Annotated in this window: 20 protein-coding genes; 9 read left to right on the top strand and 11 right to left on the bottom strand. The window is 69.5% G+C overall.

Annotation, left to right across the window (positions count from 1 at the left end; genetic code table 11):
• The first annotated feature begins 1 nt into the window (after nucleotide 1).
• Nucleotides 2-1,093 (top strand): DUF998 domain-containing protein, encoded by a 1,092-nt coding sequence (locus Q9R33_RS17980; RefSeq protein WP_311294601.1) that lies wholly within the window; start codon nucleotides 2-4, stop codon nucleotides 1,091-1,093.
• On the opposite strand, the gene Q9R33_RS17975 is transcribed toward Q9R33_RS17980, so the two are convergent.
• Entirely contained in the window at nucleotides 1,082-2,425 is a 1,344-nt protein-coding gene (locus Q9R33_RS17975) for an ion channel protein (RefSeq protein ID WP_056365950.1), read from the bottom strand. The genes Q9R33_RS17980 and Q9R33_RS17975 overlap by 12 nt on opposite strands.
• 112 nt (nucleotides 2,426-2,537) lie before the next feature.
• Here Q9R33_RS17975 and Q9R33_RS17970 point away from each other — a divergent pair, with 112 nt between their 5' ends.
• Complete coding sequence (locus Q9R33_RS17970; protein ID WP_056366760.1) at nucleotides 2,538-3,308, top strand: potassium channel family protein; 771 nt, start codon at nucleotides 2,538-2,540, stop codon at nucleotides 3,306-3,308.
• A 201-nt stretch (nucleotides 3,309-3,509) separates the two neighbouring features.
• Here Q9R33_RS17970 and Q9R33_RS17965 read toward each other — a convergent pair whose 3' ends face one another.
• From Q9R33_RS17965 to Q9R33_RS17955, 3 genes are read right to left on the bottom strand one after another with little or no spacing between them, the layout of a single operon-like run.
• Nucleotides 3,510-3,845, bottom strand: a complete 336-nt coding sequence (locus Q9R33_RS17965; protein WP_056365953.1) for an SHOCT domain-containing protein — start codon at nucleotides 3,843-3,845, stop codon at nucleotides 3,510-3,512.
• 29 nt (nucleotides 3,846-3,874) lie between these two features.
• Nucleotides 3,875-4,291 (bottom strand): DUF6325 family protein, encoded by a 417-nt coding sequence (locus tag Q9R33_RS17960; protein ID WP_056365956.1) that lies wholly within the window; start codon nucleotides 4,289-4,291, stop codon nucleotides 3,875-3,877.
• A 24-nt stretch (nucleotides 4,292-4,315) separates the two neighbouring features.
• Nucleotides 4,316-4,708, bottom strand: a complete 393-nt coding sequence (locus tag Q9R33_RS17955; protein WP_310243878.1) for an SHOCT domain-containing protein — start codon at nucleotides 4,706-4,708, stop codon at nucleotides 4,316-4,318.
• Nucleotides 4,709-4,880: 172 nt separating this feature from the next.
• On the opposite strand from Q9R33_RS17955, the gene Q9R33_RS17950 reads away from it, so the two are divergent.
• On the top strand, nucleotides 4,881-6,020 hold the full coding sequence (locus tag Q9R33_RS17950) for an AI-2E family transporter (protein WP_311294599.1): 1,140 nt from the start codon (nucleotides 4,881-4,883) through the stop codon (nucleotides 6,018-6,020).
• A 391-nt stretch (nucleotides 6,021-6,411) separates the two neighbouring features.
• Here the strand turns inward: Q9R33_RS17950 and Q9R33_RS17945 are convergent, their stop codons facing one another.
• The 5 genes from Q9R33_RS17945 to Q9R33_RS17925 all read right to left on the bottom strand — a co-directional run bounded on the left by Q9R33_RS17945 (nucleotide 6,412) and on the right by Q9R33_RS17925 (nucleotide 11,454).
• Nucleotides 6,412-7,284 (bottom strand): DUF559 domain-containing protein, encoded by an 873-nt coding sequence (locus tag Q9R33_RS17945; protein ID WP_311294598.1) that lies wholly within the window; start codon nucleotides 7,282-7,284, stop codon nucleotides 6,412-6,414.
• 348 nt (nucleotides 7,285-7,632) lie between these two features.
• The gene (gene cls, locus Q9R33_RS17940) at nucleotides 7,633-9,108 is read right to left on the bottom strand and encodes a cardiolipin synthase (RefSeq protein WP_311294597.1); all 1,476 of its coding nucleotides are present in this window, start codon (nucleotides 9,106-9,108) and stop codon (nucleotides 7,633-7,635) included.
• 119 nt (nucleotides 9,109-9,227) lie between these two features.
• Nucleotides 9,228-9,899 (bottom strand): GAP family protein, encoded by a 672-nt coding sequence (locus Q9R33_RS17935; protein WP_056365972.1) that lies wholly within the window; start codon nucleotides 9,897-9,899, stop codon nucleotides 9,228-9,230.
• A 60-nt stretch (nucleotides 9,900-9,959) separates the two neighbouring features.
• On the bottom strand, nucleotides 9,960-10,799 hold the full coding sequence (locus Q9R33_RS17930) for an LLM class F420-dependent oxidoreductase (protein WP_311294596.1): 840 nt from the start codon (nucleotides 10,797-10,799) through the stop codon (nucleotides 9,960-9,962).
• Nucleotides 10,800-10,812: 13 nt separating this feature from the next.
• A complete protein-coding gene (locus Q9R33_RS17925) occupies nucleotides 10,813-11,454 on the bottom strand; it encodes a hypothetical protein (RefSeq protein WP_310243863.1) in 642 nt (213 codons plus the stop codon).
• 128 nt (nucleotides 11,455-11,582) lie between these two features.
• Here Q9R33_RS17925 and Q9R33_RS17920 point away from each other — a divergent pair, with 128 nt between their 5' ends.
• The 3 genes from Q9R33_RS17920 (at nucleotide 11,583) to Q9R33_RS17910 (ending at nucleotide 15,575) form a co-directional block, all read left to right on the top strand.
• Nucleotides 11,583-12,800 carry a glycosyltransferase gene (locus Q9R33_RS17920; RefSeq protein WP_310243861.1) on the top strand — a complete coding sequence of 406 codons (1,218 nt, stop codon included), beginning with the start codon at nucleotides 11,583-11,585 and terminating at the stop codon, nucleotides 12,798-12,800.
• A 6-nt stretch (nucleotides 12,801-12,806) separates the two neighbouring features.
• Nucleotides 12,807-14,138, top strand: coding sequence for a glycosyltransferase (locus Q9R33_RS17915; RefSeq protein WP_311294595.1), 1,332 nt, complete (start codon nucleotides 12,807-12,809; stop codon nucleotides 14,136-14,138).
• A 354-nt stretch (nucleotides 14,139-14,492) separates the two neighbouring features.
• Complete coding sequence (locus Q9R33_RS17910; RefSeq protein ID WP_311294594.1) at nucleotides 14,493-15,575, top strand: helix-turn-helix domain-containing protein; 1,083 nt, start codon at nucleotides 14,493-14,495, stop codon at nucleotides 15,573-15,575.
• 30 nt (nucleotides 15,576-15,605) lie between these two features.
• Here Q9R33_RS17910 and Q9R33_RS17905 read toward each other — a convergent pair whose 3' ends face one another.
• A complete protein-coding gene (locus Q9R33_RS17905) occupies nucleotides 15,606-16,016 on the bottom strand; it encodes a hypothetical protein (protein ID WP_056365991.1) in 411 nt (136 codons plus the stop codon).
• Nucleotides 16,017-16,228: 212 nt separating this feature from the next.
• On the opposite strand from Q9R33_RS17905, the gene Q9R33_RS17900 reads away from it, so the two are divergent.
• Together Q9R33_RS17900 and Q9R33_RS17895 are read left to right on the top strand one after the other, a co-directional pair.
• On the top strand, nucleotides 16,229-17,893 hold the full coding sequence (locus Q9R33_RS17900) for a SulP family inorganic anion transporter (protein ID WP_056365993.1): 1,665 nt from the start codon (nucleotides 16,229-16,231) through the stop codon (nucleotides 17,891-17,893).
• Between the two features lie 94 nt (nucleotides 17,894-17,987).
• The gene (locus Q9R33_RS17895) at nucleotides 17,988-20,201 is read left to right on the top strand and encodes an ATP-dependent Clp protease ATP-binding subunit (protein WP_082496809.1); all 2,214 of its coding nucleotides are present in this window, start codon (nucleotides 17,988-17,990) and stop codon (nucleotides 20,199-20,201) included.
• A gap of 175 nt (nucleotides 20,202-20,376) precedes the next feature.
• Here the strand turns inward: Q9R33_RS17895 and Q9R33_RS17890 are convergent, their stop codons facing one another.
• Nucleotides 20,377-20,958, bottom strand: coding sequence for a nitroreductase family protein (locus Q9R33_RS17890; RefSeq protein ID WP_311294593.1), 582 nt, complete (start codon nucleotides 20,956-20,958; stop codon nucleotides 20,377-20,379).
• Nucleotides 20,959-21,089: 131 nt separating this feature from the next.
• On the opposite strand from Q9R33_RS17890, the gene Q9R33_RS17885 reads away from it, so the two are divergent.
• Nucleotides 21,090-21,932: a UbiA family prenyltransferase gene (locus Q9R33_RS17885; RefSeq protein ID WP_311294592.1), complete on the top strand. Its 843-nt coding sequence runs from the start codon at nucleotides 21,090-21,092 to the stop codon at nucleotides 21,930-21,932.
• The last annotated feature ends 43 nt before the right edge of the window (nucleotides 21,933-21,975 follow it).

The raw sequence follows: 21,975 nt of genomic DNA, 5'->3' as shown, positions 1-21,975 counted from the left end.
GATGACCCAGACCTCTCTCGATCGACCCGCCCCCGGGCAGCCTGCCTCGCCCCGCCGGAGCGGGGGAGTGTTCGACGCATCGAGTGAGCGATCGCTCGAGTCGCTCGCCCTCGGCGTCGGCGCGGTCTCGTTCGTCCTCGTCGCCCTCGTCTCCCTGATCGCGTTCCAGTTCGAGGCCGCGCCGATCTCGGGACCCGGCTCGGTCGGCCAGTTCGCGGCGATCGCCTCGGGCGTCGTCGCCTTCCTGGCTGTGATCGCGGGCCGGATCGTCGTGCACCGTCATGAAGGAGGCGACCGCCTGCGCGTGCTGGACTACATCGACGTCGCGGCCCTCGCCTTCGCGCACGGCGTGATCGCGCTGCTCGGATGGACGCTGCTCGCGGTCATCCTCGAGCAGGCCTTCATCGGCGCGACGGTCTTCGCGCTGCCGGTGCTGCTGCTTGCGGGCGCCACCGCCGCGATGACCGGCGATCTCGCGTTCTACTCCGCCACGCACATGGACCTGCAGCTGCTGGCAGTGGTGCTCGCCGTGTTCCTGGTGTTCGGCGTCCTCGCCAGCATGCTGACCGCGAGCGACCCGGACTGGTGGAAGGACAACCTCAGCGCCCTCGGCATGTCGTCGAACGTCTCGGCCTTCGCGTTCAACATCACGATCATCGTCGCCGGCTTCCTCGTGACGACGCTCGCCCGCTACTCGACGCGCGGCATCCCGACGGAGAACCCTAAGGGGATCGGGCGCGTGCGCGTGACCCTCATCGTGCTCGGCGTGTTCCTGGGGCTCGTGGGCGTGTTCCCGGTGGACCAGTTCTTCGCGCTGCACACCGGCGTCGCGTCGGGCATGGTCGCGGCGTTCGGCGTGCTCGTCATCGCGCTTCCGAAGTGGATCACCGGCATCTCGCGGGCCTTCGTCGTCCTCGGCTGGCTCTTCCTCGCGGTCACCCTGCTGCTCGCGGTCTTCTTCTTCATCGGCTACTACACGCTGACCGCCGTGGAACTGGTGGCGGGCATCCTGGTGTTCACGTGGATCGTGCTGTTCATCCGCAATGCGGGGGCGCTGCAGCAGGACTCGCGGCAGGCGGCGTCAGCGGACTGAGGCCGCCTGCTCCCAGGGGAGGCGGGCGGGCGTGCGCTCGCGCGCGAGGTCGTCGGGCGTGATGAGCATGTCGCGCGCCCGCGTCACGACCAGCCATGTGGGCAGAACGATGATGCAGAGCATCGGCAGCACCGTGATGTCGTCCACGAGGGCGACGGCCACGAAGAGCGCGACCCAGCCGTCGCGCGCGATCGCCAGGACGACGCCGAGGATGCCGCACGCCACCGCGAGTGAGAGCGGGAGCCCGGGGAGGAGCGCGCCGCCCAGCAGGCCCGCCGCCACGCCGAGGAAGACCGCGGGGAAGATGCGACCGCCGCGGAATCCCGCCGAGGCCGCCACCACGAGCGCCGCCATCTTGACGAGCAGGATGATCGTGAGCTGTCCGGGCGGGTAGGCGTCGGGGTCGGCGAGCAGCTCTGCGCTCTGGTCGAGGCCCTTGAACAGGGTGATCGGTCCGCCGATCGCGCCCAGCAGGCCCAGCACCACGCCCCCGAGCGCGGTGAAGAGCAGTGGATGCCGCAGCGCGTGGAACGCGCGGTGCACCAGCGGGAAGAGATAGATGCCGACGAGGCCGAAGGCGGCCGCGCCGCACGCGATGAGCGACCCGGTGAGCAGATCGAACGGCTGCGGGCTGCCGTACGGGTCGAACGGAGACTGCGCTCCGAAACCGCCGCCGAGAAGGTAGGTCGTGACGGACCCGGCGCCTGCGGCGACAAGCGGGAGAAAGAGCTTGTCCCACAGCGAGCCGCCCATCTTGAACTCGCCGACCATGCCGGTGAAGACGAGCGCCGCCGCGACGGGCGTGCCGAACAGCGCACCGATCGTCGCCGAGATGGCCAGCGCGCCGATGAGGGCGGGCGGCACGGCCTTCGAGATCCGGGCGATGATCGCCACTGCCAGGGAGACGTTGATGGCGATGATCGGGTTCTCGGGGCCGAGACTGACGCCGCCGGCGAGGCTGAGGATGACGACGACCGCGAGCCCGGGCAGCACCGACAGCTGGAGCGGCGTTGCCGCGAGCTCGGTCGTCGCCGAGTCGGGGCCGGCGTGGCCGGGTACGAGCCACACCACCAGCCCGACCGCGATTCCGGTGAACGTCAGCACGGCGAAGATCCACCATGGCGAGTCCGACGCGATACCCAGCGACTTCGGCAGGTTCGTCCAGAGCCCGTCGTCGAGCTGATCGGCGAGGAGGTCGACGGCGCGCAGCGAGAGCGCTGACAGGACGCCGATGAGAATCGCCGGGATCGACAGCAGCACCAGCCGGCGGACAGTGAGCTGCGGTCCCGGCGGCGTGGCCGGTGCGGGCGAGGCGGTGGACGGGCCGGGCATGGGCACACGATATCGGCAGGGGGTCACCATCGCGAGGATCGCAGGCGACACGATCGTGCACCGTGGGGCGCGTCCACGCGCACCACGGAGCGGCATGCGCCATGATTCGGCTGTGGACGAGCACACCTGGCACAAGCGGACGCAGACTCCGCTGATCATCGCGAGTCTCGCGTACCTCGTGGCCTATTCGTGGCGTGTGATCGGCGACCTGCAGGGACCCGGCTGGACCATCGCCACGGTCGTGGTGCTCGTCACCTGGGCGATGTTCATCGCCGACTATCTCGTGCGCCTGAGCCTCGCCGAGAACAAGCGGGTGTGGTTCCGCAGGCATCTGCCCGCGCTGGCGTTCGCGCTGGTTCCGGTGCTGCGGCTCGTCCGCCTGCTGCGGTTCCTGACGCACATCCCGGGGATGAAGACGACCGCCGGCGGTGTACTGCGCACGCAGATCCTCGTCTACGGCGTGGGCGCATCGCTGATCCTGATCTACATCGCGTCGCTTGCCGTGCTCGAGGCCGAGCGCCACGCGCCCGGCGCCAACATCACGACGTTCGACATCGCGATCTGGTGGTCGTGCGTGACGGTCACGACAACCGGCTACGGCGACTACACGCCCGTGACGGGTGCCGGCCGATGGGTCGGCGTCGGGCTCATGTTCGGCGGGGTCGCGCTGGCCGGAGTGATCACGGCGACGCTGGCATCGTGGGTGCTCGAGCGTGCTGCCCGCGACCACGACGACGAGGAGCCCGCGACGCGTGCACAGCTGCGTGCGCTGATCGAGAGGATCGACGCGCTCACGTCGCCCCCCACGCAGGGCGGCGCGCCGGGACCGGAGCGCGGACCCGAACCGAGGGGCGACGGCGGCGACGACCGCCCGGGCGGCTGAGCAGCGGCGTTCGTCAGGTCGAGCCAAGGTATCCGCGCCGAGACCGGGGACGTTGCCACCGGTTTCGGCGGGAATCCCTCGGCTCGGCGAATCGGGGCGGACCTCCGGCGCACATCGCACCGGCGGGCGCAGCATCCGTCCCTCTCCTATGCAAGAAGGCCGCGTCCCCGGCGGGGGTCGCGGCCTTCTCGACGATGCGCGTCAGGAGAGCAGCTTGGCCTTCGCGGCCGCGAACTCCTCGTCCGACAGGATGCCCTGAGCGTGCAGCTGCGCGAGCTGCGTGATCTTGGCCATCATGTCGTCCTGAGCGGGCGCAGCGGCCGGAGCCGGCGCCTGCGTGGCCTGGGCGTTGGCGACGGCCTGCGCCGCCGCCTGGTCCATGGCCGCCTGCTGGGCCTGCGCCTCATACGCCTGCTGCTGCGACTGGTCGTAGTACTTCTGCTGCTGGTGGCGTGCGACGCTGCCCGAGACGGCCGTCGCGGTTCCTGCGACGACAGCGGTGCGGGCGGCCATGCCGATCAGGCCGGGACGGCCCATTCTTCCGAGTGGCATGTGTCTTTCCTCCTTCAGTCCGCGTTCTCGGCGAGGAACGCGTTGACGATCGGTGCCGGGATGCCCTCGCGGGCGATGACGGCGCCACCGGCGTCGTAGAGCGCCGCGGCGAACGACTTCGCCCACAGCAGCTCGATGACGAGGATCGCGGCCGACGAGCCCGGCTCGAGGTTCTCGGCGAGGTAGAGGATGTCGTCCTGGCCCGCGAGTCCGGCGAGATCGAGCGCCGGGGCGCCGTCGTCGATCGTGTCGGAGAGCTCGAGCACCTCGATCTCGCCTTCGGGCGAGCGACGCGCGAACACGAGGTCGAGCACGTTCACCGTGCCCGAGGCGACGAGGTCATCGATCGCCTGGAGCACCGCCGGGCCCGGGCGATCGCCCTCGAAGCCGATCGCGTAGAACTCGATCGGACCGTAGTCGAAGGTCGTCATGTCTTCTCCTGTTCCGGTGCCGGCTTACGCCGCCAGCGCCTTGGCCTTGAGTGCCTCGAATTCGGCCTGCGAGATCGCGCCCGAGTCGAGCAGCGACTTCGCCTTCGCAATGTCGTCGGTCGCGCTGGAGCCGCCGGACCCAGCCGTCTGCCGGATGTACGCGTCCTGGGCGGCGCGGAGCTCCTGCGCCTGCGCGATCGAGCGCTTCTGCATGCCGTTGCCGCGGGCGATCAGGTAGACCAGCGCAGTGAGGAACGGGACGAAGATCAGGAACAGGATCCAGATGGCCTTCAGCCAGCCGTTGAGCGAGTCGTCGCGGAACAGGTCGCCGATGATCGAGAAGAGCACCATCAGATACGCGACGAAGACGAAGATCCAGAAGAACCAGAGGATGAAGTCCCAGATGCCGCCACCCATGTCACACCAGCTTTCTCGACGGGACGAGCCGTCGAATCGATTGTCGGAGGGACCGACCATGTCGTGGCCATCCCCTGGCAGAACCGTACTACCTAAACGCGGCAGACGAGCAACGAAAATCCGTGCCGCGTCGGACTGTTCCCCCGGCGTTCAAAGGCCCCATTATTAGGGCATGACCGACCCCGCCGAACCCGTCACCTCGTCCGTGTCCGCCGAAGAGGTGGTCGGGGTGACACAGGAGCGCCCCCACCGCTTCCCGAAGGTGCTGGCAGGGCTCGACCATCCGCTCGCGACGGGCTTCATGGTCACCATCGGCGTTCTGGGGGCGATCGTCCTCGGATCGGCCATCGGGTCGATCTCGACGATCCTCGTCTACATCATCCTGGGCATGTTCCTCGCCATCGGCCTCGACCCCATCGTGCGGATGCTCGAGCGCCACAAGGTCAAGCGGGGCGCCGGCATCGCGATCGTCTTCGGCGGCTTCGCGCTGGTCATGGTGGCGTTCTTCGTCTTCGTTCTGCCGCCGGTCATCGCCCAGATCGTGCAACTGGTGCAGGCGATCCCCGAGCTGGTCGAGAACATCCCGCAGTCCGACTGGTTCGCGCGGCTGAGTCCCGACGCGCAGGTCGCGGTGCTCGGAGCCCTCGAGCAGATCGCCACGTGGATCTCGGCGCCGTCGACGCTCGCGGCACTCGGCGGCGGTGTGCTGGCGGTCGGCGTCGGCTTCGTCGCGGCGATCTCGGCGAGCTTCGTCGTCATAGCGCTGACGCTGTACTTCCTCGCGTCGCTGACGGCCGCCAAGCGTGCCTTCTACGACCTCGCCCCGGCCCACAGCCGCGTGCGCCTCGCGGACCTCACCGAGCGCATCACCGACTCCGTCGGCAGCGCCCTGATCGGCTCGGTCATCCTCTCGTCGATCAACGCGGCCGTGGTGTTCGTCCTCCACGTCGTGATCCAGCTGCCGTTCCCCGCACTCATGGCCGTCATCGCCTTCGTGGTGACGCTGATCCCGCTGTTCGGCTCGGTGATCTTCTGGATCTTCGCGTCGATCATCGCGCTGTTCACGAGCCCGGAGCAGGCGCTGATCTTCTTCATCGCGTACCTCGTCTACATCCAGATCGAGTCCTACGTCGTCAGCCCGCGCGTCATGAACAAGGCGATCGAGATCCCCGCCGCCCTCGTCCTCATCGGCGCCCTCGCCGGTGGCGCGCTCGCCGGCATCGTCGGCGTCCTGGTCGCCCTGCCCGTGATGGCATCGATCCTGCTGATCATCCGCGAGGTCGTTGTGCCGCGGCAGAACCTCAAGGTCTAGCGGGTTCTCTGCGTGTGGGGACGGATGCCTCAGGCCGAGGCATCCGTCTTCCCACACCCCCCCCGCGCGGCGCGTCCAGCGCGGGGCGCACGATGCCTCCCGCTCCTCAACTGAGGACCGTCGCCGAGTTGAGGAGTGCACAGGGACGGATGCTCCGCATCTCGGCGCACCTCCTCATTTGAGGAAGCGGATCGAGTCCCGGCGCGCGGCGTTTCCGCGGCTCGGGCACGGAGCCGTCCTCAATTGAGGAGCGTTGCCGAGTTGAGGACCGTCCGCCGCGGACAGGCTCCGCATCTGGGCGCAGCTCCTCAACTGAGGAGCACACACTCGTCGTGCGCCGAAGCAGGGCCGTGCTGACGGTGCTGTTCGGCGATACGTCGGGATCGCGGGGTCAGCGCGCGAGGTGCAGACCCTGGGCGACGGCGTTCATCACGAGCTGCTGGACATGAGGCCAGTCATCCATGACCTGTCTGTAACCGACACGGATCACGTGGTAGCCGCGGAGCATGAGCTCGGCATCGTGCCGGTTGTCGGAGTCGCGCTGGAGTCCGACATGGTGCCCACCGTCGATCTGCAGGACAAGCCGGTCGCCGATGAGGAAGTCGACGCGATGCCCATGAAGCCAGATCTGGTGGAGGATCCGCAGGCGGAGCCAGCGCAGCCGACGCGGCACGATGGTCTCGAGCCCCGAGTCGGCGAAGGGCGTCGCTTCGGCGAGGATGTCGCGGGCAAGACCGGGCAATCTCAGGCGCGCGAGCACCTCGCGGTCGACCAGGCTCTTGTTCAGTGCGGATTCCCACACGGCGAGCGCATGTTCGAAGGGCTGACACTGCGCGATCGCGACAAGGGTGTTCTCGATCCCGTCTTCCAGCACATGCGGCGTGCGAGCGACGACGGGTACGAACCAGTGGATGATTGCCTTCGGGTCTCCCGCGCTCCCCTCCGGCTCCAGCCGCACGCCTCCAGAGCTCGGCGGAGCACAGACGTGTTGCCGTGACGTGTCGCCGTGCACCCACAGTCCGAGCCGTTGGGCCTGCGTGATGCACCCCAGGACGACCCCTGCGCGTGCGGCGGCGACCAGCTGCGGATCAGCGCTCGGCAGCGCCAGCCAGGACCGGCGGATGCGCCAGAGCGAGCCTGCTGCCACCGCGTCGGCCAGATCGCGTTTGCTCGTGTCCCTGCCGAGGAGGGCTGACTGGCGGGCGATCCCGTTCTGGGCGTGCAGCCGCTGCATCCACGGCGGCTCCGACGTCGCTGTTCCCATCGATTCAGGGTGGACGCCCGACGCCGTCGACTCACCCCGTTCACGGAGATCCGATGAGAACCGCCGCTGCGGGCGCCCTGGGGAGGAGGCGAGGTCGAGCGGTGCGTAACCTCCCACGCCCGCTCCTCAATTGAGGATCTCGGCCGAGATGAGGACCGAATGGGCGAGGGCCGACCTCATCTCGGCAACGGTCCTCAAATGAGGAGCCGGGGGACCACGGGCCGCACACACAGCGGAAGGAGCGGGGGCCTCGGGCGGCAGAGACATCAGAAGGAGCCGGGGGACCTGGGCCGCACACACATCAGAAGGGACGGATGCCGCGGGCCGAGGCATCCGTCACCAGGAACCTCAGTTCAGCGCAGAGGTGAGGCGCATCAGTCCGTCGAGGAACGTGGCCTTGGCGGGCTCGCGTCGCCACTCTTCCAGGGTGAGCTCGCGGCCGGCGTCGCGGTAGGCCTGCTCGACCTCGCGCATGCCGGCGACGAAGGACTCGCCCCGCACCATGAGGGAGACCTCGCTGTTGAGGCTGAACGAGCGGATGTCCATGTTGCTCGAGCCGATGACGGCGATGTCGTCGTCGATCGAGAAGTGCTTCGAGTGCAGGATGAACGGCTCGGGGTACAGGAAGATCCGCACGCCCGCCTCGAGCAGCACCTGGTAGTACGACCGCTGCGCATGCCACACCATGAACTGGTCGCCGATCTCGGAGACGAACAGCTGCACCTCGAGGCCGCGCTGGCACGCGCTCGTGATCGCGTAGACCATCGCCTCGTCGGGCACGAAGTACGGGCTCGTGAGGATGACCTTCTCGGTCGCCCCGTAGATCAGCGACAGGAACAGGCGCAGATTGTTCTCGGTGTCGTAGCCCGGTCCGCTCGGCACGACCTGGCATTGCAGCGCGTCGGGGGCGGTCGACGCCGGCAGCTGTGCCGCCGGCACCTGGGCCGTCTGCGACAGGTCCTCGCCGGTCTCGATGAGCCAGTCCGACAGGAAGACCGTGTTGACGGATGCCACGACCGGGCCGGTCAGCCGCGTCATGAGCTCCTGCCATTTGAGGCCGCGCTTGATGTTCTTCGGCGAGTCGTAGTGCCGGGCGATGAGGTTCTGCGAACCCATGAACGCGACGCGTCCGTCGACCACGACGATCTTGCGGTGGTTGCGCAGGTCGGGGCGCTGGTACTTGCCCTTGAAGGGCTCGACCGGGAGCATCCACGCCCACTTCACGCCGATGCGGTCGAGCTCGGCGAGCATCTTGTCGCTGCCGGCCACCTTCTTCGTCGCGACGTAGTCGGCCAGGAGGCGAACGGTGACGCCGCGCGCGACGGCGCGCTCCATCGCGGCGAAGAATCCGCGGGTGGTGTCGTCCCATCCGACGATGAAGAACTCGATGTGGACGAAGTCCTTCGCGGTGTCGACCTCGGCGGCCATCGCGTCGATCGACTCCTGGTAGTGCGGCAGGAGTGTCGCCTCGTTGCCGTCAGAGGCGGGAAGCGCCGTCAGGTTCTGGTTCTGCTGCACCACGCGCTGGAACCACCGCGGCCACGAGGCATCCGTCTCGTCCAGTGCGTTCGCGGTCACTCTGCCGCGGATGATCTCGTCGATGCGCGCCTGCTCGGCACGCCTCTTCGCCGGCAGACGGAAGTTGCCGATGACGAGGTAGAGCACCACGCCGACGCCCGGCAGGACGACGATGAGCAGGATCCACGCCATCGCGGCTGTGGGCTTGCGCCCGCGCGGGATGACGATGAGCGCGGTGATGACGATCGCGGCGTGCACGAGCGCGGCGAGCGACCAGGTCAGGTTGGCGAGAAAACCGGAGTCCACGGGGTAAGTGTGGCACCGCCGGGGTCCGCGACGCGTCGTTCAGGCGCGCGATATCGCGGCGCGTCGCACGCGTCCGAGGCGGGAGACCGCCCCTTGCGGCAGGTGAGCGACGGACCGGGTCAGAACGAGCCGATGCCCTTGCCGATGAGCGAGACGCCGATGACAAGCAGCAGCACGGCCATGATCACCGCGTTCTCCTTGCCCAGCCACACGCGCAGCGCGTCGAGCGGGCCGCGGAGCTTCTCGGCGGCGATGAGGTAGCCGACCACCGGAACGAGGACGGTGGATGCTGCGATCAGCGTGAACACCACGATCACGAGCACGATCGACCCGACGTCGAGCCCTGCCGAGCCGATGTCGACACCGGCCGCGGCGGCCATGAGGAGGTTCTTCGGATTGATCGCCGACAGCAGGAAGCCGAGCCCGAACGCGACGGGGAAGGTGACCTTGTCGATCGCCTGCATCCACTTCGGCATCTGGGGCTCCTCGCCCGCCTTCGGCCGCCCACGCCACTGGCGCAGCGCGAGCAGGAGCAGTCCCAGGCCGAGGAGCAGCTGGATCACGGCCTGGATCGGCTTCGAGGCATCCGCATCCTGCTCGGGGAGGATCGACGACAGCAGCGTGAACACGGTCACCGCGACCACGATGCCCAGCACCCAGCCGAGCAGGAACCCGACGCTCGTGACCCGCGCCTTCGGCGACAGGAGCATGAGGATCGCCGCGATGACCGGGATCGGGCTGATCGCCACACCGAGGGCGAGGGGAAGGATCTCTCCGATGACGGCGCCCATGGGCGTCCTCCTGAGGGTTGTCGAGCGATACCGGCCTGGCTAACGTATCGGCGGTCGCCCTCAGCCGCCGTTGATCCGGTCGCGCCACTCCAGGAGCGCCTTCACCGGCGCGAGGTCGTAGTCTGGTCCGTCGATCGCCGGGACGATCAGCCGGAAGCCGAGGTCGTACAGGCGGGACGCCGCATCCGCGTTCTCGAGCAACGGGCCGAATCCGCGCACGGTGTACCCGGTCGACAGCTCGATGTCGGCGGGGTCGCGACCCTCGCGGGCACACCACTCGTGGAGCACGCCGATCTTGCGGTCGAGGTCGTCGAGCCTGGTGAAGGTGTGCCAGATGTCGGCGTGCTGAGCGACGAGTCGCAGCGTCTTGCGCTCGCCCTGACCGCCGATGAGGATCGGGATCCGCCGAGTGGGCGGCGGGTTCAGGCGGTCCCAGCGGGCGCGCACGCGCGGGAGGTCCTCGGCGAGGTCGTCGAGCCGCGAGCCGACGGTGCCGAACTCGTAGCCGTACGCGTCGTAGTCGGGCTGCGCCCACCCCGAGCCGGTGCCGAAGATGAGCCGGCCGGTGCCTGTCGCGCGGGAGCTGATGTGGTCGACGGTGCGCGCCATGTCGGCCTGCAGATCGGGGTTGCGATACGAGCTGCAGTTGACGAGCGGGCCGAACTCGACGCGCTCGGTCTGCTCGGCCATCGCGGCGAGCACCGTCCACGCCTCGAAGTGCGCGGCCTCGAACGGCTCGGTGAGCGGGAAGAAGTGGTCCCAGTTGAAGACGACGTCGACGCCGAGCTCCTCCGCGCGCAGCACGGCGTCGCGATAGGCCGTGTACGACCCGTGCTGCGGCGCGAGCTGCACGCCGATCCGCAACGGACGATGGTCAGCGGGATGCCTCGACGAAGTCACGTCGAAGAGCCTCTCAGTTCTTCGGCTCGATGCGGAGCACGTCGGGCGACTCGCCGACCGTCAGATCGTCGACGACGCGGAGGGTGCGCGCGAGGTCGTCGACGCTGCCGATCACGGTGCCGAAGCGCTCGCGGTCGGAGCACACCGCGGTCACGGTGACGAAGTGCGTGCCGGTGTCCCACGTGTACGTGGCGAACGGAGGGGTGCGCTGGTCGGAGGGGAGCGGCATCTCGAGCTTCTCGCCGACGCCGAGGTAGAGGCTCCGGAAGCTCTCGGTGTCGTCATACTCCATCGGCATCATCGCGCGGGCGGCACGGAGGTCGTTGGTGGCCTGCTGCACCTGCGCCATCACGACGACGAGCTCGGCGTCGGCCTTCCACACCCACACCAGCACGCGTCCTGCGGCCTTGCGCATCAGGAACGGTGCCGCCTGACTCATCGCCCAGGCGGCGAAGCCGTTCCCGGGGCGAGGCTGCCCGTTCGCGCCGCCCGGCGACTCGATCGACGTCGCGCCCGCAGGGCCGATCATCAAGCCGCCGGCCTGGTTCAGCAGCATCCGTATCGCGGTCTTGCGGTGACGGCGCCCGCGGAAGCCGAGCGATTCGGTCACGGGCACCCAGAGGTTCGGGTCGGCGTCGGCCTGCAGGCGGGGCATGCGACCAGGGTACGTGCCTCCACTGGCGCGTTCCTGGGGAGCCCCCGGAAAGCCCTCGGGTAGGGTGGAGGCGCGTGGCGCCAGCCGCTGCCGCGCGTCCCCCGCCGCACAGACAGGCCCCCCAACCCGTGACCGATCCTGCGACGCCCGACGACACCCCCGCCGACGCCGCGAGTCCTCGCGCGCTGACGATCCTCTACGGCGCCGACACGTTCCTCCCGCACGTGAACGGCGCCGCCCGCTTCGCGGAGCGCCTCGCCGCCGGCATGGTCGGCCGCGGTCACGAGGTGCACGTGATGGCGCCCAGCAAGCGGCACCGCGACCACGGCACGTTCACCGAGGTCATCGAGGGCCAGCCGATGACGATGCACCGGCTGCCGTCGTGGCGCTGGTACCCGCACGACTGGCTCACCTTCGTGCTGCCGTTCCGCTCGAAGTACTACGCACGCCGCGTGCTCGACAAGGTGCAGCCCGACGTGGTGCACATCCAGTCGCACATCGTGATCGGCCGCGGTCTCACCCGCGAGGCCCGCAAGCGCGGCATCCCGGTCGTCGCGACCAACCACGTCATGGCCGAGAACGTGCTCGACTTCACCGTGCTCCCGCCGTCGTGGACGCGGTACGCGGTCAAGCTGGCGTGGGAGGACGCCGAGCGCACGTTCAAGATGACGCGCGCGGTTACGACCCCGACGCGCAAGGCCGCCGAGTTCCTCGAGCGCACGATCGACATCGACGGCGTCATCCCGGTCAGCTGCGGCATCGACGCGTCGAACTACACGGCTGACCTCACGCCCCGAGACGCGCACCGCTTGGTGTTCGTCGGCCGCCTCACGACCGAGAAGCAGATCGACGTCGTGCTGCGCGCGATCGCGAAGCTCGACCCGGCACTCGACGTGCGGTTCGACATCGTGGGCTCGGGTGACCAGCGCCGCAACCTCGAGCAGCTCGTCGCCGAGCTCGGTCTCGGCGATCGCGTCCATTTCCACGGTCACACGACCGACGAGGAGCTGCGGGCGCTGCTCACCAACGCGAGCCTCTTCGTGATCGCGTCGATCGCCGAGCTCCAGTCGATCGCGACGATGGAGGCGATGGCCTCGGGCCTGCCGATCGTGGCCGCCGACGCGGTCGCGCTTCCCCACCTCGTCCACGACGGCGAGAACGGATACCTGTTCCGCCCCGGCGACGTCGACGACCTCGCCGCGAAGCTCACGACGGTGCTGACGCAGACGCCCGAAGAGCGGGCGCGCATGCAGCAGTGCTCCCTCGAAGGCGTCAAGGTGCACGACATGAAGCGCACGCTCGACACGTTCGAGGCGCTGTACCGCGACGAGCCTCTTCCCGAGTAGGCCATCGTGCACGTCGTGATGTTCGGCGACCAGCACGCCGAGTCGCTCGGCGGGGCGCAGGTCTCGATGCGCCTGCAGCGTCGCTTCCTCGAGAAGGCCGGGCACACCGTGACGATGGTCGCGCCGGCGATGCGCGGCCCGCGGGCGCGTGCGGCCGCGGATGACTCCGCCTACGTGGACCTGCCCGCGATCCCCATCACGGTGGACCGCGAGTACTCCATGACGTGGCCGGGCCGGCGTACGGATCGGTGGCTGGATGCTGCGATGGCGGGCCGCCCGCCGGTCGACGTCGTGCACATCCAGGGGGACTTCTGGGGCGCGTTCATCGGCGTGCGGTACGCGCAGCGCCACGGCATCCCAATCGTCCACACGATGCACAACCGGCTCGACGTCGGCATCGAGGCGACCACTCCGTTCCCGAAGACCGTGCTGCGGGTGCTGAACGCGTGGCAGCGCCGCGCGCTCGGACGCCGCGTCGGCGCGGCGGAGCCGGGCCACGACGGCTGGGCGTACCTGCGGCGTTTCGCCGCCCGCGCCGCCGCGATCACCGCGCCGTCGGCGCACTTCGCGCACCGGCTCGAGGCGAACGGGGTGCTGCCCGGGTCCGGCGCGCCGGCGGTCGACGTCATCTGGAACGGCATCGACGACGACGTGCTCGACGAGGTGCTGTCGCTCCGCCCCGATGCCCCTCTTCCCCCCAGTTCCCCTGCCGAAACACGGGTCGGTGACTCGACACGCCAGGCCGAGGCATCCGTTTCCGGCGTGTCGTCGTCACCGGCCCGTGTTTCGGCGCTGGAGCGGCCGCCGCGGTTCGTGTGGCTGGGGCGCATGAGTCCCGAGAAGCGTCTGATGCCCTTCCTGGAGGCGCTCGCCGCGTCGGGCGTCGAGGCCGAGGTCGAGATCATCGGCGGCGGCGGTCAGCTGCGCGCCGCCCGACGCCTCGTCGAGAAGCTCCGGCCCCGCGCGACCGTGACCTTCGCGGGACGGATGCCGTATGCCCAGACTCTGCGGCGCATCGCGGCCGCCGACGCCGTCGTGCAGACCTCGATCGGCTTCGAGACGCAGGGCATGACGATCTTCGAGGCGGCCTCGCTCGGCACGCCGTCGGTGGTCAGCGACCCGGATCTGGCGGCAGAGCTCGGCGAGGGCTTCTGGGCTGTGGGGGACGGCGTGACCGCGGATTCGTCGGTCGCCGCGCTCGCGGACGCGCTGCGGGCCGCAGCATCCGATATCTCCGCCGGAACGCCGCGCGTGCCGGACCCGACCATCCGCGAGCGCTTCCGGCAGTCGTCGCGCACCGCGGCGATGGTCGAGGTCTACGACCGCGTCACCGCCTGAGCCCCCGCGTCGCGTCGCCCGGCCCCGCGTTTGTGTCGCCCGGTCCTCATTCGAGGACGAGAGCCGGGATGAGGAGCGAATCGCGGGATCTGCTCCTCATCCCGGCTCTGATCCTCATTTGAGGAAGGGGACTGGGATGGCCGGCGCCGGTCAGGGGAGGCGGGTGCGGTCGGTGGGGAGGCGACGGTAACCGTCGTTGCGAAGGGCGGCGATCGTCGATGCGAGGGCCACCGCGGACAGGGCTGCGAGAAGAATCACCATGAACATGGCAGAAACGCTACGCTTGCGTCAGTCCTGCCACGAGTGGCAGAATGGACACACATCGCACGAAAACTGCCAGTCGCGGAGGTTCGCATGAAAACGGTGGCCTGCATCGTCACGGACGGCTTCGCGCCGTTCGAGTTCGGCGTCGCCTGCGAGGCTTTCGGCCTCGATCGGTCCGACGACGGTATCCCCAACTTCGACTTCCGCGTGGTCACGCCCGACCCGGGCGCGGTGCAGTCCAAGATGGGCTTCTCGATCAACGTCGACGCGGACCTCTCGTTCGCGTATGAGGCCGACCTCGTCGTGGTGTCGCCCGTCCCGCACCAGTACTGGGGCAACGTCGACGACCGTGTGCTCGACGTCATCCGCGCCGCGGTCGCCCGCGACGCGTGGGTGCTGAGCGTGTGCAGCGGATCCTTCGTCGTCGCCGCCTCCGGCGTGCTCGACGGCCGCCGCGCCACGACGCACTGGATGTACGCGCAGAAGATGAAGGAGATGTACCCGTCCATCGACGTCGACCCCGACGTGCTCTACGTGCAGGACGGACGCATCATCACGAGCGCCGGCACCGCGGCCGGTCTCGACGCGTGCCTGCACCTGCTGCGCCAGGAGCTCGGCGCGGAGCTCACCAACATCATCGCCCGCCGCATGGTCGTGCCGCCGCAGCGCGACGGCGGCCAGGCCCAGTTCATCGCCAACCCGCTCCCCGCGACGACCTCGCTGTCGCTCGCGCCGGTCACCGACTGGATGCTCGACAACCTGCGCCTCGACCTCACCGTCGACCAGCTCGCGACGAAGGCGCACATGTCGCCGCGGACCTTCGCGCGTCGCTTCAAGGCCGACTTCGGCGCGACGCCGGCGGCATGGCTCGCTCGGCAGCGGATCATCCACGCCCAGCGCCTGCTCGAGAAGACCGATCTCGGCCTCGACCGCATCGCGTACGAGAGCGGGTTCGGTTCGGCGGCCGTGCTGCGGCAGAACTTCGCGCGCGTGCTCGGCACCACGCCGACCGCGTACCGCTCGCGCTTCACCTGCCACCTGGATGAGATGACGGTCCCCACGCCCACTCCAAACGCCGCTGACGCGTCGTTCGGAGCCTCCGGGCGCGTGGGCCCAGCCTCGACCTCCGCCGAAGCGGGGGCCGAGGCATCCATTCTCGAGTCCGTCGCGTAGGGACGCGACTTCGCGCGCCCCTACGACGGGTCAGGCCTTCTTGGCGTCGATCTCCTTGCCGTGCACGGTGAGCGCGTAGATCACGAGGATGTCGACGGCGAGCAGTGCCAGCGACAACCACGGCTGCACCGAAATGAGCGTGATCTGGCCGATCGCGTTGATCGCGACCAGCACGATCGCGGTGACCCGCGCCCAGGTCGCGCCCAGGAGCAGGAAGACGCCCACGAGGATGAGCAGTGCGCCGGCGATCAGGTGCCACCAGCCCCAGCCTTGGACATCGATCGAGAAGAGGGCCTCCTGCCCGAGGAAGTAGGCCGTGTCAGGGCCGATGAGCGCCTGCAGGCCGTGGAATGCGTCGATGGTGCCACCGACGATCAGCACGACGGCGGCGAAGACGCCCCATCCGGCCCATCCGGAAGTGTTGACATCAGAGTTGGTCATGGCGAGGTCCCTTCATGTCGGCCGAGGAGGCCGTTCAGCGTCGGGCGTCGCGGCGCCCGTGCGGTGTTGGTGCCGCTAGGCGTCAGACTAGCCATCCTGGGAGAATCCTGGGAAGGGTCTTCTTCCTGCAGGTCGCGTGAATGACGCGCGATGTCGGTGCGCGTCGAAAGGTTCCCGCCGCGCGCGGGGAGGCCTTCGCTAGCGTGTGACACGTGGGGTTCGATCCGAGATCGTGGTTCTCCCGTAAGACGTTGCGCAAGGACGCCGTCGCGGGTGTGATCCTCGGCGTCGAGGCGGTGCCCGACGGACTTGCGGCCGGGCTCCTCGCCGGGGTCAATCCGCTCGCCGGCCTCTACGGCTACCTCTTCGGCATGGTGGGCGCAGCGGTGCTCACGAGCAGCGCGTTCATGGCGGTGCAGGCGACCAGCGCGATGGCGCTCGTCGTCTCGGATGCCGGGCTCGAGAGCCTCCCCGATCCGGATCGCGGGCTCTTCACCCTCGCGATCCTGACCGGCATCATCATGGTGATCGCGGGTCTCCTGCGCGGCGGGCGGCTGATCAGCTTCGTGCCCACGCCGGTCATGACCGGGTTCGTCACCGCGATCGGCGTCAACATCATCCTCGGCCAGCTGTCGAACTTCACCGGCTACCAGGCCGAAGGCGCCAACCGGCTGCTCAAGACGATCGATGTGCTCGTGCACATCGGACAGTGGAACATCTCGTCCCTGGTCGTGGGCGCGATCGCCGTGCTCATCATCGTGGTGCTCCTGCCGACCCGCGTCGGGAGCATGGGGCTCGTCATCGCCGTGGTGGTGGGCTCGGTGTGCGCGGTGCTGCTCAATCTGTGGGTGCCGAACTCGGTGGTGCTGCTGCGCGACATCGTCGACGTGCCGCGCGGGCTGCCGGCGCCGGTGCTGCCCAGCATCGCCGACGCGCCGAACCTGCTGATCCCCGCCCTGTCGCTGACGTTCATCGGCCTCGTGCAGGGCGCCGCCGTCTCCGCGGGCATCCCGACCGCCGACGGCAGGCGCGCCGACGCGAACCGCGACTTCATGGGTCAAGGACTCGGCAACGTCGTCTCGGGGCTGTTCCAGGGCATGCCGGTCGGCGGGTCGATGTCGGGCTCGTCGCTCATCGTGCAGGCGGGGGCGAAGACGCGCCTGTCGCTGTTCGTCGCGGGTGCTGTGATGGCCGTCGTCATCTTCGCCCTGGCCGACGTCGTCGCGTTCGTGGCGATGCCGGCACTCGCCGGGCTGTTGATCGTCGTGGGCTGGCGCGCGATCAAGCCGAGCCGCATCTACTCGGTGATCAAGTCGGGCCTGCTGCCGACGACGATCATGGCGGTGACGTTCGGACTGACGCTGATCATCCCGCTGCAGTTCGCCGTGCTCGTCGGTGTGGGGCTCGGCGTCATCCTGTACGTCGCCGAGCAGTCCAACAGCGTGCGGGTGAGGGCCGTCGTGATCGCCGACGATGGTCGCATGCGCGAGACCGATCCCCCCGCGGTCGTCCCGCCGGGCGTGGTGCTGGTGCTGCAGCCCTACGGCAGCCTCTTCTTCGCCAGCGCGCCGGTGTTCGAGCGGCAGCTGCCCGACGTCAGTCGCGAATCGAGCGGCTCGGTCGTCATCGTGCGCCTGCGCGGCACCGACGAGATCGGCCTGTCACACGTGGAGGTGCTGCGGCGGTTCGCGGCAGAGCTGCGCGACGCCGACTCGACGCTCAAGGTCGTGGCCACGGAGGACCGCGTCATCTCGCAGCTCGACGCCGGTGGGCTCACCGCCGACATCGGTGCCGACAATGTCTACCGCGGCACCGAATGGGTGGGCGAGGGGCTGCGCCGTGCCTACGCCGATGCCCGGGCGGAGATCGAGGACTAGCGTCGCGTTGCTCGGGGAGCGACTCGCTGGTAAACTTGAGCCATGACGACTCAACTTTGACGAAGAGTTGAGGTCCACAGATTTCAGGAGACAGATGAACGCCACGCAACAGCCCGGGCAGGAGGACGCGCAGAGCGCCCTCGAGCAGTTCGGGATCAACCTCACAGACCGTGCCCGGCAGGGCAAGCTCGACCCCGTCATCGGGCGGGACAGCGAGATCCGCCGCGTCAGCCAGGTGCTGACCCGCCGCACCAAGAACAACCCCGTCCTCATCGGCGAGCCCGGCGTCGGCAAGACCGCCGTCGTCGAGGGCCTCGCCCAGCGGATCGTCGCGGGCGACGTCGCCGAGTCGCTCAAGAACAAGGAGCTCGTCACCCTCGACATCTCCGCCCTCGTCGCCGGCGCGATGTACCGCGGCCAGTTCGAGGAGCGCCTCAAGAGCGTGCTCAAGGAGATCACCGAGTCCGACGGCCGCATCATCACGTTCATCGACGAGCTGCACGTGCTCATGGGCGCGGGCGGCGGCGAGGGGTCGGTCGCAGCATCCAACATGCTGAAGCCGATGCTCGCGCGCGGCGAGCTGCGCCTCATCGGCGCGACCACGCTCAACGAGTACCGCGAGTTCATCGAGAAGGATGCTGCGCTCGAGCGTCGCTTCCAGCAGGTCTACGTCGGCGAGCCCAGTGTCGAAGACACGGTCGCGATCCTGCGCGGGCTCAAGGGCCGCTACGAGGCCCACCACGGCGTCACCATCAACGACGGCGCGCTGGTGGCCGCGGCATCCCTGTCCCACCGCTACATCCCCAGCCGCCAGCTTCCCGACAAGGCCATCGACCTGATCGACGAGGCGATGAGCCGGCTGAAGATGGAGATCGACTCGAGCCCGCTCGAGATCGATCAGCTGCGTCGCCAGATCGACCGCATGCGGCTGGAGGAGCTCGCGCTCAAGAAGGAGAAGGACTCCGCGTCGAAGGAGCGCCTCGCCACGCTTCGCGAGCACATGACCACCGCCGAGGCGGAGCTGTCGGTGCTCGAGCAGCGCTGGCAGCGCGAGCGCGCGGGCCTCAACCGCGTCGGCGAGCTCAAGAAGCAGCTCGATCAGGCGATCATCGACCGCGACCGCGCGCTGCGCGAGGCCGACTACACGCGGGCGTCGAAGCTCGAGTACGAGACCATCAAGCGCCTCGAGGTCGAGATCGCGCAGGCCGAGCAGGCCGAGGCGGCGTCGACCGAGGAGCGCATGGTCAACGAGCAGGTCACCGACGAGGACATCGCGGCCGTCATCGCGGCGTGGACCGGCATCCCGGTCGGCCGCCTGCTCCAGGGCGAGAGCGAGAAGCTGCTGCACCTCGAGGCGGAGCTCGGCAAGCGCCTGATCGGGCAGAAGGCCGCCGTGAAGGCGGTGTCGGATGCTGTGCGCCGGTCGCGTGCGGGCATCAGCGACCCCGGTCGCCCGACCGGCTCGTTCCTGTTCCTCGGCCCGACCGGCGTCGGCAAGACCGAGCTCGCCAAGGCGCTCGCGGAGTTCCTCTTCGACGATGAACACGCCATGGTGCGCATCGACATGTCGGAGTACGGCGAGAAGCACTCGGTCTCGCGCCTGGTCGGCGCCCCTCCCGGCTACATCGGGTACGAGCAGGGCGGCCAGCTCACCGAGGCCGTGCGCCGGCGTCCCTACTCGGTCGTGCTGCTCGACGAGGTCGAGAAGGCGCACCCCGAGGTGTTCGATGTGCTGCTGCAGGTCATGGACGACGGCCGCCTCACCGACGGCCAGGGTCGCACGGTCGACTTCACGAACGTGATCCTCATCCTGACGTCGAACATCGGCTCGCCGATCCTCATCGACCCGGTGCTGTCGGCCGACGAGAAGCGCGACGCCGTCATGGCGATCGTGCGCCAGGCGTTCAAGCCCGAGTTCCTCAACCGGCTCGACGACATCGTCATGTTCGCCGCGCTCAGCCAGGACGACCTGGCGCAGATCGTCGAACTCGCCGTGTTCGCGCTGCAGCGTCGCCTCAAGGACCGCCGCCTCACTCTCGCGGTGACGCCCGACGCCCGCGCCTGGCTCGCCGAGCGCGGCTACGACCCGGTGTTCGGAGCGCGGCCGCTGCGCCGGCTCATCCAGTCCGAGATCCAGGATCGCCTCGCGATGGCCCTGCTCTCGGGCGGCGTGCGCGATGGCGACGTGGTGCGGGTCGACGTGGCTGCCGACGGCGCTTCGCTGGTGCTGACCAGCGACGGCCCGGCCGCGGCTGAGCCCCCGACGGAGGACGACGACGTGATCGAGGCCGAGCTCCTCGACGATTGACGCCTCGCTCCGCGCTTCGGTGAGACGACAGCTCGCGGACGAGACCGTGGGGATCACCCGCGGTCTCGTCCGTGCGCTGGGGTCTCACGGCTGCGCGGGCGGCGGAGGAATGAAGAGACGGATGCCTCGGCCCGCAGCGGCGGGCCGAGGCATCCGTCTCGCGGATCGGGGTGGATCAGTCGTTCACGAGCACCGAGTCGGCGGCGGGGCGGCGCACGCGCGGGGCGTTCTCGCGGGCCTGCAGCTCTTCCGACGCGAGGCGGATGTCGCCGAGCTCGCCGACCGCCATGACGGTGACGGGGGTGAAGTCGGAGCCGAGGTCGAAGCCGGCGGCGATGGCGTCGCGGTCGAAGCCGCCCATCTGGTGCGTCGACAGCCCGTCGGCGTGGGCCTGCACGGTGAAGTGCGCCGCGACCTGGCCGGTGTCGTACTGCGCCCAGCGCATCGGCTCGCCGTCGCGCGTGGTCTCGGCGACGAACACGACGAGCGCGGCGGCGTCGCCGGCCCATGCGCTGTTGAAGCCGGCGAGCGAGCCGAGCACGGTCGCGTGCGCGGCCGAGCCGCGACGGGCGACGATGACGCGCCAAGCCTGCGTGTTGGCGGCGGTCGGCGTCCAGCGGGCGGCCTCGAGCGCGCTCGCGAGCGCGGCCTCGTCGATGACCGACTCGCGGTCGAAGATGCGGGTGCTCCAGCGCTCGGCGAGCACGTCGATGATGGGGGCGTCGGTCTCGGCGGTGCGGGCGGTGAGAGTGGACATGGGCTGCTCCTCTGGGGTCGAGCGATCTCTGTCGGGACCCCGTCGGCCCAAATCCATGCAACGACATGGACCTGGGAACATTCCCGCCATGTCCTCCCGTGTCGCCGAGCGGCCCGTGAGAGCATCGACCCGTGCGCACCGTCCGTGCTCTGTGGGGATCTTCGCATCCGGGGCCGACGCTCGTCGTGACCGCCCTCGCCCTCGCCCTGGGCATCGCGACGGGGCTCGAGACCTGGCGGTTGGCACTGCTGACGACGTCGGTCTTCGCCGGGCAGCTGTCGGTCGGCATCTCGAACGACGCCCTCGACGCGGAGCGCGATCGCGCGGTGGGGCGCACCGACAAGCCGATCGCGCGCGGCGACGTGTCGGCGCGGGTCGCGTGGGGCGCCGCGCTCGGCCTGCTGGCGACGGCGCTGCTTCTGTCTGCCCCGTTGGGATGGCGGATGCTGGCGGCTCACGCGCTCGCCCTCGGCTCGGCGTGGGCCTACAACGCCGGCCTGAAGTCGACGCCGTGGTCGATCGCGCCGTTCCTCGTGAGCTTCGGGATCTTCCCTTCGCTGGCGACGCTGTCGGCGCCCGACCCCTCGTTCGCGGCGGGATGGGCGTGGATCGCCGGTGCCGCCCTCGGCGCCGCCGTGCACCTCACCAACGTGCTGCCCGACCTCGACGACGACGCGCGCACCGGCGTGCGCGGGCTCCCGCACCGGCTGGGACCGCGGGTCGCGGCGATCGTCGCGGCGCTCGCGGTGGTCGGCGGTGCGGTCGCGGTGCTGCTCGGCGCGGCGGGGGGTGATCTCGGCGCGATCTCGCCGGTGTCGTGGGTCTTCTTCGCCGCCGTCGTCGCCGTGGCGGCGGTGACGGCGTGGCGTGCGATCTCGAGGCCGCCGACGCGCGCGCTGTTCCGCCTCGTCATGCTCGCGGCCCTGCTCCTGGCGGCCCAGCTCGTCGCCTCGGGCAGCGCCTTCGTCGCCTGACGCGGGGCCCGAGGTCGAGGCAGCCGCTCGCGGGGTCAGGGGT

It is taken from the genome of Microbacterium sp. PRC9, from assembly GCF_031844125.1.
Taxonomy (GTDB): Bacteria; Actinomycetota; Actinomycetes; order Actinomycetales; family Microbacteriaceae; genus Microbacterium.
The sequence above is the reverse complement of the archived record's forward strand: the minus strand, read 5'-3'. Positions and strand labels throughout refer to the sequence as shown.

Coding starts and splice junctions, on each gene's coding strand:
- Q9R33_RS17980 (WP_311294601.1), top strand. CDS start 2: ATGACCCAGACCTCTCTCGATCGACCCGCCCCCGGGCAGCCTGCCTCG.
- Q9R33_RS17975 (WP_056365950.1), bottom strand. CDS start 2,425: ATGCCCGGCCCGTCCACCGCCTCGCCCGCACCGGCCACGCCGCCGGGA.
- Q9R33_RS17965 (WP_056365953.1), bottom strand. CDS start 3,845: ATGGGCCGTCCCGGCCTGATCGGCATGGCCGCCCGCACCGCTGTCGTC.
- Q9R33_RS17960 (WP_056365956.1), bottom strand. CDS start 4,291: ATGACGACCTTCGACTACGGTCCGATCGAGTTCTACGCGATCGGCTTC.
- Q9R33_RS17955 (WP_310243878.1), bottom strand. CDS start 4,708: ATGGGTGGCGGCATCTGGGACTTCATCCTCTGGTTCTTCTGGATCTTC.
- Q9R33_RS17950 (WP_311294599.1), top strand. CDS start 4,881: ATGACCGACCCCGCCGAACCCGTCACCTCGTCCGTGTCCGCCGAAGAG.
- Q9R33_RS17945 (WP_311294598.1), bottom strand. CDS start 7,284: ATGGGAACAGCGACGTCGGAGCCGCCGTGGATGCAGCGGCTGCACGCC.
- Q9R33_RS17935 (WP_056365972.1), bottom strand. CDS start 9,899: ATGGGCGCCGTCATCGGAGAGATCCTTCCCCTCGCCCTCGGTGTGGCG.
- Q9R33_RS17925 (WP_310243863.1), bottom strand. CDS start 11,454: ATGCCCCGCCTGCAGGCCGACGCCGACCCGAACCTCTGGGTGCCCGTG.
- Q9R33_RS17910 (WP_311294594.1), top strand. CDS start 14,493: ATGAAAACGGTGGCCTGCATCGTCACGGACGGCTTCGCGCCGTTCGAG.
- Q9R33_RS17905 (WP_056365991.1), bottom strand. CDS start 16,016: ATGACCAACTCTGATGTCAACACTTCCGGATGGGCCGGATGGGGCGTC.
- Q9R33_RS17895 (WP_082496809.1), top strand. CDS start 17,988: ATGAACGCCACGCAACAGCCCGGGCAGGAGGACGCGCAGAGCGCCCTC.
- Q9R33_RS17890 (WP_311294593.1), bottom strand. CDS start 20,958: ATGTCCACTCTCACCGCCCGCACCGCCGAGACCGACGCCCCCATCATC.